Source organism: Planctomycetia bacterium (genome assembly GCA_034440135.1).
Classification (GTDB): Bacteria; Planctomycetota; Planctomycetia; order Pirellulales; family JALHLM01; genus JALHLM01.
The window spans coordinates 1-12511 of sequence record JAWXBP010000430.1 but is presented as its reverse complement, the minus strand read 5'-3'; the positions used below and the strand labels follow the sequence as shown (position 1 = coordinate 12511).

9 protein-coding genes are annotated in these 12511 nt (G+C 61.2%); all 9 read left to right on the top strand.

Annotated elements, in window-relative coordinates:
- Window positions 1-572: DJ-1/PfpI family protein (locus tag SGJ19_24895; protein MDZ4783497.1), on the top strand; the 572-nt coding region annotated here is incomplete at its 5' end.
- Window positions 573-907: 335 nt separating this feature from the next.
- Window positions 908-2671 carry a thiamine pyrophosphate-binding protein gene (locus tag SGJ19_24890; protein MDZ4783496.1) on the top strand — a complete coding sequence of 588 codons (1764 nt, stop codon included), beginning with the start codon at window positions 908-910 and terminating at the stop codon, window positions 2669-2671.
- A gap of 144 nt (window positions 2672-2815) precedes the next feature.
- Window positions 2816-3427, top strand: a complete 612-nt coding sequence (locus SGJ19_24885; protein ID MDZ4783495.1) for a DJ-1/PfpI family protein — start codon at window positions 2816-2818, stop codon at window positions 3425-3427.
- 99 nt (window positions 3428-3526) lie between these two features.
- Window positions 3527-5641 carry a glycogen debranching protein GlgX gene (glgX, locus tag SGJ19_24880; GenBank protein MDZ4783494.1) on the top strand — a complete coding sequence of 705 codons (2115 nt, stop codon included), beginning with the start codon at window positions 3527-3529 and terminating at the stop codon, window positions 5639-5641.
- 173 nt (window positions 5642-5814) lie between these two features.
- Window positions 5815-7965: an AGE family epimerase/isomerase gene (locus tag SGJ19_24875; protein MDZ4783493.1), complete on the top strand. Its 2151-nt coding sequence runs from the start codon at window positions 5815-5817 to the stop codon at window positions 7963-7965.
- A 294-nt stretch (window positions 7966-8259) separates the two neighbouring features.
- Window positions 8260-8535, top strand: coding sequence for a hypothetical protein (locus SGJ19_24870; GenBank protein ID MDZ4783492.1), 276 nt, complete (start codon window positions 8260-8262; stop codon window positions 8533-8535).
- Window positions 8536-8922: 387 nt separating this feature from the next.
- The gene (locus SGJ19_24865) at window positions 8923-9789 is read left to right on the top strand and encodes an outer membrane beta-barrel protein (protein ID MDZ4783491.1); all 867 of its coding nucleotides are present in this window, start codon (window positions 8923-8925) and stop codon (window positions 9787-9789) included.
- Between the two features lie 346 nt (window positions 9790-10135).
- Window positions 10136-11011 carry a transporter gene (locus SGJ19_24860; protein MDZ4783490.1) on the top strand — a complete coding sequence of 292 codons (876 nt, stop codon included), beginning with the start codon at window positions 10136-10138 and terminating at the stop codon, window positions 11009-11011.
- A 74-nt stretch (window positions 11012-11085) separates the two neighbouring features.
- Window positions 11086-12264 carry a thiolase family protein gene (locus SGJ19_24855; protein ID MDZ4783489.1) on the top strand — a complete coding sequence of 393 codons (1179 nt, stop codon included), beginning with the start codon at window positions 11086-11088 and terminating at the stop codon, window positions 12262-12264.
- The last annotated feature ends 247 nt before the right edge of the window (window positions 12265-12511 follow it).

Sequence of the window (12511 nt, the reverse complement as noted above, 5' to 3'; positions counted from 1 at the left end):
CGGCGACGTACCTCCGTGACATGGAGTCCTACCATCAACGCGTCGATCAGATCGTCAAGGAAGAGCTCACCAAGTACGACGCGCTCGTGATCGTCGGCGGCAGCGGCGCGTTGGTTGATCTCGCGAATAACGGCCGTGTGCATGACCTCGTGTTGGGCTTCGTGAAGCTCAACAAGCCGGTCGCCGCTGAGTGCTACGGCGTTTCCTGCCTGGCGTTTGCCCGCGACATTCGCGAAAAGCGCAGCCTGCTGGAAGGCCGCCGCGTGACCGGGCATCCGCTCGATTACGACTACATGGATGGCACCGGCTTCGAAGGCCCGCACTTCACCGACGGCTCGAAGCAGGGCTTCGGCGAAGGCTATGTGAACTTCGGCGCGCCGTTCTATCCGCTGGAATACATCCTCCGCGATGCGGTCGGCCCCAACGGCCAATTCATCGGCAACGTCGGTCACAAGACCTCGGTGATCGTCGACTATCCGTTCATCACCAGCCGTTCGACCGCCTCGAGTTGCGAGTGCGGCCAAATCCTGGTGGAAGTGCTGGAGCGCGGCCTGAAGCGCTACGGCTGGTAACAACCTAGCAGCAGGCGGATCACGCCACGGGCGAAACCCTCTCGCCCGTGGCGTACCGCGTGCGGCATCAATCGCGAGCACTCAGCACGACGGCCCGGATGGGAATGACGAAGTTCTAAATCTGAATGTCGAATCAAATTTGAATGACGAATTCTTGAATGCAGCTTAGTCAAGTACTGACTGATTCTCGCCTGACCGTTCGTAATCATTCTCATTTGTCATTTGAGCTTTAAATTTGATTCGAAATTCAGATTTAGAAATTAGAACTTCCTCGGGCGCCCGCTTATTAAATCCTCAGTACTAACTCCGCCCACTCGCTCACCTGAGAACTGCCCATGTCCCTCACGCAAACTCCTGTCGGAATTTCCACGCCTCTCTCGGTCGGTACGCCGGCGGCGCCGCGGACGGGACGGTTCGCGATTTTGGAACAGTTGCGTGCCGATGGGATCACGCACATCTTTGGAAACCCCGGCACGGTCGAGCAAGGTTTTCTCGACGCGATGTGGGAATTCCCCGATCTCAAGTACGTGCTGACGTTGCAAGAAACCGTCGCTCTCTTGGTCGGCGACGGCTATGCCCGCGCGACGCAACGGCCCACGGTCGTGCAGATTCACAGCTCACCAGGCTTGGGGAATACGATCGGCGCGCTCTACCAGGCGATGCGCGGACACGCGCCGCTGGTGGTGCTGGGCGGCGACGCCGGCATCAAGTACCAGGCCATGGACGCGCAAATGGCGGCCGACCTGGTCTCGATGGCCAAGCCGGTCACCAAGTGGTCGACGATGGTGCAACATCCGTCGTCGCTATTGAGAATCCTGCGGCGCGCGATCAAGATCGCGGCCACGCCTCCGATGGGGCCCGTGTACGTCTGCCTGCCGCAGGACGTGCTGGATGAAATCAACACCGAGCCGGTGCGGCCGACGTCGCTGCCCTCGACGCGCGTTGCGCCGGCCGACGAGCTGGTGAAGCAAGCGGCCACGATGCTGGCCGCCGCCGCGAAACCGATGATCTACATCGGCGACGGCGTGGCCTTCTCGCAAGCGCAGGCGGAGCTGACCAAGGTCGCCGAATTGCTCGGCGCCGAAGTCTGGTCGGTCGACGCCGGCGAAGTGAACATGAGCTGGGCGCACCCGCTGTTCCAAGGTTCCACCGGCCATATGTTCGCCGCGCAGAGCCGGCCGATCACGCAAAAGGGAGACGTGAACCTCGTCGTTGGCACGTACATGGTTCCGGAAGTGTTCCCGTCGCTGGAAGACATCTTCGCGCCCGGCGCGCGGACGATTCACGTCGATCTGAACGCCTACGAAATCGCCAAGAATCATCCGGTCGACCTCGGCCTGGTGAGCGATCCGAAGGTGACGTTGACGCACCTGATCGCGGTGTTGGAAAAGTCGATGTCGACGGAGCAAAAGCTCGCCGCGGCCAGCCGCGCCGGAGCGATCGCCAAGGCCAAAGAGCAGGTCATCGAAAAGGCCTGGGAACAAGACCAGAAAGTGCGCCACTCCCAGCCGTTGCACTTCTCGCGATTCATGGAAGAGCTGGCCGAACAGGCGCCCGAGGATGTGATCATCTTCGACGAAGCGCTGACGAACTCGCCGGCGCTGACGCGTTACCTCACGCCGAAGCAACCCGGCACGTTCTTCCAAACGCGCGGCGGCTCGCTCGGCGTCGGCATCCCCGGCGCGATCGGCGTGCAGATCGCGAATCCCGGCAAGACCGTGATCGGCGTCACCGGCGACGGCGGTTCGATGTACACGATTCAGGCCATTTGGTCGGCCGCGCGGCACAACGTCCCGGCGAAGTTCATCATCTGCAACAACCGCTCGTACCGGCTCTTGCAGTTGAATGTCTCGGAGTACTGGCGCGAAATCAACGTCCCACAGCATGAGTACCCATTGTCGTTCGATCTCTCGAAACCGGCGATCGACTTCGCGGCGCTGTCCCGCTCATTGGGCGTGGCCGCGGCGCGCGTCGAAACGGTCGATCAGATCGCCCCGGCGATTCGCGAGATGTTAGCACACCAAGGCCCGTTCCTGCTGGACGTCGTGCTGGAAGGCGACACCCACCCGGATCACGTCGGCGTGCGTTGCGGACAATAAACATTTGTCGATGACGATGGAACGTCGTCGCGAAGGAAAGCCCAGGGAAGGCCACACAAATCGAAACTACCACCGACGACTTAGTTGGGCCTTCCCTGGGCTTGGCGCGAGATCGTCGGACAGACAACCGAACCTCGAGGCCCCATGCGACTCCAAGGCAAAAAGATCGGCGTGCTCATTGAGAGCGATTTCTTCGAGAACGAAATCTTTTACTACCAATTCCGCTTTCCCGAAGAGGGCGCCGAGTTGGTCTTCCTGAGCCGCCTCTGGGGAAACCCGGGCATCACGTTCCTGGGGCATGAATTCCGCGCCCCGTATTACTGCAATCGCACGTTCGAAAACATGACCGAGGAGGAACTGAACTCCTTCGATTGCATCATCGTTCCCTCGGGCATGGTCTCCGACCGACTGCGCTACACCGAGAGCGTCGACGAAATCCCGCCGGCCGTGGAATTCCTCAAGCGTGCCTTCGCCAATCCTGGCATTTTGAAGGGCATCATCTGCCACGGGCTCTGGCTCGTCGCGCCGGCGACGGAACTGGTCGAAGGGCGCCGCCTTGTCTGCCACAACAACTTGCACGGCGACGCCATCGCCTATGGCGCCCAGTTCGTCGATCAAGACGTCGTCGTCGACGGCGACCTGGTCACCGGCCGCACAGGGCATCACTGCCACCTGTTCGCCCAGAAGATCATCGAGTTGCTCACGAACGGCAACGAAGCCGAACGGCTGGAAGGGTTGCTCGCTTCGGCGATGTAGTTCGGACTCACTCGCGAAATACGCACTGCACGAAACAGCATATTCTTTCGGAGACTGATCGCTATGGCCACCGCCACGATGCCCGACTTGCGGGAAACGATGTTCAACGTCGGCCAATACAAGACCGACGAGCGCGGTCTCCGCGTGCCGTTCGAAGTAGAAGCCGGTCGGACGCATCCGCTGGGCGCGACGCCCGACGCCGACGGCGTCAACTTCGCGCTGTTCAGCGAGCATGCCACGAGCGTCGAACTGCTGTTGTTTGATGATCACGACGACGTGGAACCGATTCAGGTCGTGCATCTCACGGCGAACAATCACAAGACGTTTCACATCTGGCATTGCTATGTCCGCGGGCTGCGCCCCGGCATGCATTACGCCTACCGCGTCGACGGCCCGAAAGAGCCGCATCTCGGGCATCGTTTTGATCCGGACAAGTTGTTGATCGACCCCTACGCCCGCGGCAACACCAAGACGCTCTGGAAGCGCGGCGACGCCTGCGTGCCCGGCAGCAACCAGGCCACGTCGATGCGCAGCGTGATCATCGACACCGAGGATTACGATTGGGAAGGCGATCGCCCGCTGAATCGCCCGATGAGCGAAGCGATCATCTATGAGCTGCACGTCGGCGGCTTCACCAAATCGCCCACCTCCGGCGTCAACAACGCGGGCACCTTCCAGGGAATCATCGAAAAGATTCCGTACCTGAAAGACCTCGGCGTCACGGTCGTCGAGCTGTTGCCGGTGTTCGAGTTCGACGATCAAGAAGTGCTGCGCTACGCCGACAGACGCGCCCTGCGCAACTACTGGGGCTACAGCACGATGGCGTTCTTCGCGCCGCACCCCAGCTACTGCGTCAATCCGGAATCCGGTCAGCATGTCCGCGAATTCCGCGACATGATCAAGGCCCTGCACAAGGCGAACATCGCCGTGGTGCTCGACGTGGTGTTCAACCACACCGACGAGGGCAACCACCAAGGCCCGACGTTCAGCTTCAAGGGGATCGATAACAAGAACTATTACCACCTCGTCCCCGGCAACGAGCAGTACTACAACGACTACACCGGCTGCGGCAACACGTTCAACTGCAATCACCCGATTCCGGAAAAGCTGATCGTCGAATGCCTGGAATACTGGGTCAAGGACCTGCACGTCGACGGCTTCCGCTTTGATGAAGCTTCGGTGTTGACGCGCGATATGCAAGGCGCGCCCACTGACTATCCGCCGGTGATTTGGCACATCGAACTGTCGGAAGTGCTCGCCGATACGCGGATCATCGCCGAGGCCTGGGACGCGGCTGGCTTGTACCAGATTGGCTATTTCCCCGGCTATCGCTGGGCGGAATGGAACGGCAAGTATCGCGACGACGTGCGCCAGTTCATCAAGGGCGAGCCCGGCTTGATCGGCGGCGTGGCAGCCCGCATGGCGGGCAGCGCGGACTTGTATCAATCGCGCAATCACCTGCCGGTGAACAGCGTGAACTTCATCGATTGCCATGACGGCTTCACGCTCAGCGACCTCGTCAGCTACGACTGGAAGCACAACGAGGCTAACGGCGAAGGGAACAACGACGGCAACAGCGACAACATGAGCTGGAACTGCGGCGTCGAAGGCGACACCGACAACGCCGACGTCGAGCGCCTGCGTGAGCAGCAGATTAAGAACTTCGCCGCGATTCTGATGCTGTCGCGCGGCGTGCCGATGTTCGTGGCCGGCGACGAATGCCGCCGCACGCAACGGGGCAACAACAACGCCTATTGCCAGGACAACGAACTGAACTGGTTCGATTGGACTCTGCCGCAGAAGCACCCGTCCCTGGTTCGCTTCTGGAAACGGATGATCGAGTTCCGCAAGCGGCACGCCAATGTTCACCAGGCCCGGTTCTATATCGGCGAAATGAACGAACGCGGCGTGCAGGACGTCGCCTGGCACGGCTGCCAGTTGAATCAGCCCGGCTGGCGCGATCCGAACGCCCGCGTGCTGTCGGTCACCGTCGGCGGTTTCGCCGGCGAGGACGACCTCCACGTGATGATGAACATGTACTGGGAGCCGCTCGAATTCGAGTTGCCGCCGGTCGACGGCCGCACCTGGCACCGCTCGGTGGATACCTCGCTCGCCAGCCCGGAAGACATCGCCGACGCCGGCAGCGAAGTGCGGATTGAAGGCAACAAGTACGTCGTCAACGGACGGAGCGTGGTGGTGTTGCTCTCGAAGTAAACGCCGGCGCCCGCGCCGCTAAGCCCAGGGAAGGCCACCGAAAGTCTTTCCATCATGGAACACTTTGAGGGCCTTCCCTGGGCTTGAAGAAACAAAACTGATTTTTCGAAACATGCAGTGAGACCCACGGCTAGTAAGTCCTCAAACCTCTTCTTTCTCCAACGGGACAGAACATGAACACAGTTGATTTTACGTTTTCCGATTTGATCGCCGGATATGTGCAAAGCTACGACCCGGCCGAAGAGACTTTCTTGCTCCGCACGTCGGACGGGCGCGAGTTCACCGTCACGTTGACGCCGACCGTGTTCGCGGAAGTGGTCCGCAACCTCGGCGAGACGTTCCAGAACGCCTCGGGCCAGATCAAGCAGATGCTGGTCAAGAACCGCTTCCTGTTCGTCTACGGCGTGTTCTATCCCGATGGCGCGAACGGCGAGCGCTCGTTCGAAGCCAAGCACATCGTGTTCCTGGGCCGCACCCCGCAGGATTACCGCTTCGAGAAGCAAGATTGGTGGATCAACCAGGTCCGTCAGCTCGGCGATTTCTACCTCAACGCCGAATTCGGCGACGGCCCGATCGACTTCGACAACTACCGTACCAACCTGAACGACGCCGGGACCAAGAACGGCTCGACGCGTCAGGAAACCGACACGATCTCCCGCTTGGTCTACGGCTTCGCCTCGGCGTTCCTGATGACGGGCGATGATCGTTATCTCGAAGCCGCGGAGAAGGGCACGGAATACCTCCGCAAGCATCACCGCTTCGAAGACAAGAAGGAAGACCTGACCTACTGGTACCACGCCTGCGACGTCAAGGCGGACGGCACGCGTCAAAAGGTCTTCGCCTCGGAATTCGGCGACGACTACGATGCATTGCCTGCGTACGAGCAGATCTACGCCTTGGCCGGACCGATCCAGACCTATCGCGTGACGGGCGATCCGCGGATCCTGGCCGACGCCAAGAGCACGATCAAGACCTTCCGCAAGTTCTACCAAGACAAGTCGGAAAAGGGAGGCTTCTACTCCCACATCGACCCGATCACGCTCAGCCCGCACAGCGATTCGCTGGGGGCGAACAAGTCGAAGAAGAACTGGAACTCGGTCGGCGATCACGCCCCCGCGTACCTGATCAACCTGTACCTGGCGACCGGCGAGAAGGAATACGCCGACTTCCTGGAGTACACCTTCGACACCATCGCGCGCAACTTCCCGGACTACGATGAAAGCCCGTTCGTGCAGGAGCGCTTCTTCGACGATTGGTCGAAGGATCAAACCTGGGGCTGGCAGCAGAACCGCGCGGTCGTGGGGCACAACCTCAAGATCGCCTGGAACCTGATGCGGATGAACAGCCTGAAGGGCAAGCGTTCGTACACCGACTTGGCGCAGAAGATCGCCGAGCTGATGCCCGAAGCCGGCAGCGATCGTCAACGCGGCGGCTGGTACGACGTCGTGGAACGCTGTCTCGACAAGGGCCAGAAGTTCCACCGCTTCGTCTGGCACGACCGCAAGGCCTGGTGGCAACAAGAGCAGGCCATCCTGGCGTACTTGATTCTGAACGGCGTCCAAAAGAAGCCCGAATACCTGCGGCTGGCCCGCGAGTCGTCGGCCTTCTACAACGCGTTCTTCCTGGACGTGGAAGCCGGCGGCATCTACTTCAACGTGTTGTCCAACGGACAGCCGTACGCCTTGGGCACCGAGCGCGGCAAGGGTTCGCACTCGATGGCCGGTTACCACAGCTTCGAGCTGGCGTACCTCGCCGCAGTCTACACCAACCTGTTGATCACCAACGAGCCGATGGACTTCTACTTCCGTCCGACGGCCGGCAACCTGCCGAACAACATCCTGCGCGTCGCGCCGGACCTGTTGCCGGCGGGCAGCGTGCGGATCGGCCAGGTTTGGATCGACGGCAAGGAACACCGCGACTTCGATGCGGACAACCTCACTGTGAGCCTGCCGGCCGACGGCGGCACGATGAAGATCCGCGTCCGTCTCGTTCCGGCGGCGGTTCACTTCACCGCGGACTTACTGGAAGTCAGCGGCGGCACGGCGACGATCTCGCTGGCTGGCGTGCTGGACGACGCGGCGACGCCGTTCCTCACGGAACAGCTCGAAGCGGCTGCCAGCCGTCGCGCGAAGGCGATTATCTTCGACGCGGAAGACCTCCAGTCGATCTCGCCGGAAGCGCTCCGCGCCCTGGTGTTCCAAAAGCAGAAGCTCGGCGCCAACTTCGACATCTCCGTGACGAACGCCAACAAGGCGGTCGTCGAGGCGATCGACGATAGCGGCTTCTGCGACGAGATCCAAATCGCCGAACTGGCCAACGCCTAGTCGGAGATTGCAGGTAGAAAAAACGAGCCCCGGTCGGGACCGAAACCGACCGGGGCATCGGTTTATCGTCTGGGAGTTTGACGTTTTCAGTGTTCAGTGAGGACGTTGAGTCCAAATACTGAAAACTGAACACTGAAAACTTCAAACTCCTTCCGGCCGCAAGTCCACCGCACGAACCCCATGATTCGCATCCCGGATCGCACCCTTGCCCTACTTCACAGCCTGTTCCGGGCGGGCAAGCATGTGGCCAAGGAACGCCGCTTAACCGAGACACCTTCCGTCGGAACGAAAGCCATGCCACGCACGAAAAAGCGCCCTCGCACGCTGTTGCGCCGGATCGCCGAAAACCCGATCATGAACATCACCGCCGGGTTTCTCTTGATGGCCACGGCGATGCTGGAAGTCCTGGAACCGATGTGGGGCACGAACTCCGGCATCGGCGTCCATCACGGCGCCGCGATCTTCGGCTTCCTCGAGTTCATGAAGTGGCTCCCGGACGGCTTCAAGGGGCTGAAATTCGTCGAGGAAGGGGACGACGACGCACCGGCGCACAGCGTGCCGGCGGTGTAACCGTCAGATCCGCGCCGACGCGTCATGCTTCCAAAAGCGGAACCGTCGGCGCCTGGAGCGCATCAGTAAAAGTCGCCTTCGACGGCCCACTCCGTGCGCTCGCGCATCCCGCTCCATATCCGCGTCCTGGCGCTATTGCAACGACGCTTTCGGCTCTGACGTTTTCAGCGTCGTCTCGCGCCAGTTGTGCCGTGTTTTCCGGACGAATTCTCGTCACGTTTGATGCAAGCCGTTGCGCATGAGCTTGTGTCAAAAGTGGCGTTGCTGGCAGACGATGAACAACACGCATCGAGGCGGCGAGATGCGCTAGAGGCGACCTCCCCATGGAATAGGGGAGGCCTCCCGACCTCGGTCGGATGATCCCCTGCACGGAGGTAACTGATTGCCATGTCACAGAAGTTAAGTTCCCGTCTGCTCCAGTTGGCCGGCCGCGTGGCCCCCGCCGCATTGCTCGTCGTGGGCGTTTCCAGCGCTTCGGCCTCGTATCCCTCGACCGCGCCGATCAACTACGGCGTGATCCAACCGGTCGAGTACCGCGCCTACGGCGAAGGCGAAGCCGAAGAAGCGGCCCCAGGTGAGTTGACCTCGTGTTCCGACTGCATGTCGTGCGACGACAACAGTTGCGAAGCCTGCTGCACCATGCCCTGCTACTGCTGGTACGTCTCGCTGAGCGGCGCCTGGTCGAATCGCGAAACGGTTCACGAAGAAGGCGATCCCACGACGTTCATCGAATTCAACGACGGCTTCAACATCAACGTCGCGTTGGGCCATGAGTTCGACTTGTTCCGCGTGGAATTCGAGTACAGCTACTTCAACCAGCAGGTCGCCTTGGCGGGCGCGGGTATCCCAGGCTTCGCCCCCTTCGTTGGCGAATCGCCGGGCAACATCTCCGTCAAAGCCTTCATGTTGAACGTCTACCACGACTTCGACTTCGGCGGCCGACTGAAGCCCTACGTCGGCGGCGGTATCGGTCTGTTCCAATCCGAGATCAACAGCCTGTTGCCGACGTTCTTCGCGGACGCGCCATTCAGCAACTCCACGCTCGGCGTCAACACGACGAGCGACGTGGCGTTCGCTTATCAATTCCGCGCTGGCGTCAACTACGAGCTGACCCGCCGCACCGAGTTGTTCGCGGGTTATCGCTTCTTCGATAACACGGATCCGCTCACCTTCGCCGCCGAACCGTTCGGCATCTTTTATCCCGACAGCGCCACCTTCCATAACTTCGAAGCGGGCCTGCGGGTGAAGTTCTAAACCGTCTTGCGAGCGCCCCGCGCTCCGAGACTGTGTTCATCGTCGCCGGGGGCGAACGCCGCCGTTCGCTCCCGGTCGACACGATCTCACTGTGCTGTTGCGTCGGCCAAGCAGCGTAACGTCCGGCGTCCACAAGCGTTGCCGGCGAAGCAGTGGCACATCGCTCTCACGTGATTCCACGGCCAGGTGGAATCCCATTCATCTTCGCGCGCACGTGTCACGGCTGCCGGCCAGCCGTGTGGAGTCTTCCGTGTCAAACGACTGCCGCCAAGCATCGCAACTTGAGTTTAACGCATCGCGGCACGGCGGCCGTGGCACGTGCCTTTTCGCTATCTGCTTCGCTCTTGTGATCGCATGTTGGTGGCCCACCACGGCGAACGCTCAAGCATCCGTCGGCAACATCGGCGGCGCGTATCCGAACGCCACGTCCGGCATCCTGGCGGGTACGGTGCCTCCCAAGGGGCACTACTGGCTGATGTACCACCGGTTTTATCACGCGCCAGTGACGACCGATGACTTCGGCAACGCTCAGCCCGTCGGCTTCACGCTCGATACGTACGTCAACGCGCACCGCATCGTCACGGTGACTGACAAGAAGATCCTCGGCGCTGATTTCGCCTGGAACTTCGTCGTGCCGATCGTCTGGATCGACTCCGAAGTCACAGCATACGGCATCAAAGACACCGCGATGACGCTGGCCGATATGAACGTCGAGCCATTCGTGATCGAATGGCACGAAAAGCAATTCGACTTCGGCTTCGTCTTCGGCCTTTTTGCCCCGACGGCCCCGTACAACTCGAATCAACCTGCCCTGCCGGGTCGCGACTACTGGACGCTCTATCCGGGCCTGGCCGGAACGTATTACTTCGACGAAGCGAAGTCGTGGCACATTTCGGCGCTCTCGCGCTACGAATTCCACACCGACCGCGTGTCGGACGGGTTCCATCGCGGTGACGACCTGTCGTTCGAGTGGGGCGCCGGCAAATCCTTTCAGAAACAAGGCGCCACCTTCGGCGTTTCTGGCTACTGCTCCTGGCAAGTGACGGAAAACGAAGGCAACGGCGCCTACCCGAAGGATCGAGCCTATGGCATCGGTCCCGAGATCCAATATTTCTCCACCAAGTGGAAATTGGGCTACCACCTCCGCCACTGGTTCGAGTTCGGCGCGCGCAATCGCACCGAAGGGGAAATCACGACGTTCACACTCGTGAAACCGTTTTGATACGAGCATTCTTCTGTAGCTGAGGTGGCAACTGCATACAATAGCAATGAGGATGCCGCCTCCAGGAGAATGCTATGTCGCACGCATACATCATCGCCGCCGCGCGCACGCCGATCGGCAAATTGTGCGGATCGCTCGCCTCCCTCTCTGCGCCGCAGCTCGCCGCACATGCGTTGCGAGCTTGCCTCGAACGCGCCGGTGTATCGCCGGACGTCATTGATGAAGTAATTCTCGGCCAGGTGCTCACCGCGGGCGCTGGCCAAGCGCCGGCCCGGCAAGCGGCGCTCGGTGCTGGCCTGCCGCCGACGGTCGCCGCGCTGACCGTGAACAAGGTTTGCGGCTCCGGACTTAAGGCCGTGATGTTGGCGGATCAAGCGATTCGCGCCGGCGATGCGCGCTGCGTTCTCGCTGGCGGGATGGAAAGCATGTCCCGCGCGCCGCATTTGTCGCTCAACCTTCGCCAGGGGCGGCGCTATGGCGACGAAACGCTGGTCGATTCGATGATCCACGACGGCCTGCGCTGTGCCATCGAAAATTGGCCGATGGGCGCCGCCGCGGACTTTATCGCCAACGAGCACGGCGTCACCCGTGCAGCGCAGGACGCCTTCGCACTGGAAAGCCACCGTCGCGCAGCCGCTGCGATGAGCGCCCATCAGTTCGACGCGGAAGTCGTTTCAGTAACGCTCAAATCGAAATCCGGCGAGACCGTCGTCACCTTGGACGAAGGCCCGCGGCGCGACGCAAGCTTGGAAGGCCTGGCTAAGCTCAAGCCGGCGTTTGATCCCGCCGGAACGGTCACCGCCGGCAACGCCTCGCAAATCAGCGACGGAGCGGCGGCGTTGCTGGTTGTCTCCGAAGACCTTGCGCACCGCGTGAATTCGCCCATCAAGGCGCGCATCTTGGCCACCGCCACGCATGGGGTCGCGCCCAAGGAGTTGTTCTTTGCGCCGGTCGGGGCGATCGAGAAGGTCTTGCGAAAAGCTGGCGTTACCATCGCCGACGTCGACCTGATCGAACTGAACGAAGCCTTCGCCGCGCAATGCCTGGCCTGCATGAACGCATTGCAATTGCCACTCGAAAAGACGAACGCGTATGGGGGCGCGATCGCGCTGGGCCACCCGATCGGAGCGAGCGGCGCTCGCGTGCTCGTCACGCTCTTGCACGCGTTGGCGGCGCAGGACAAGGCAATTGGCCTCGCATCCATCTGCCTCGGCGGCGGCGAAGCCGTGGCGATGATCGTCGAACGCATGTAAGCAGCTCGCCACACTAGCCCGTAGCGCCAGCGAGGGAGAGTTGACATGGCTTTCCGTTTGAGATGAAGCTCTCAGTTGCGAATCTCACGCGGTTGAGAGTTTGACGCTCAGCGGCAATCGACGTCCGCTCCCCCTCGCTGCCGCTACGGACTAGGCCTTGTCTCAAAACTGGGGTTTCCGTGCAATGCGTAACCGGCGACGATGTCGCTGAGTTTCGTTTTTGCCACGGAGGGCTGTTGAGATGGCG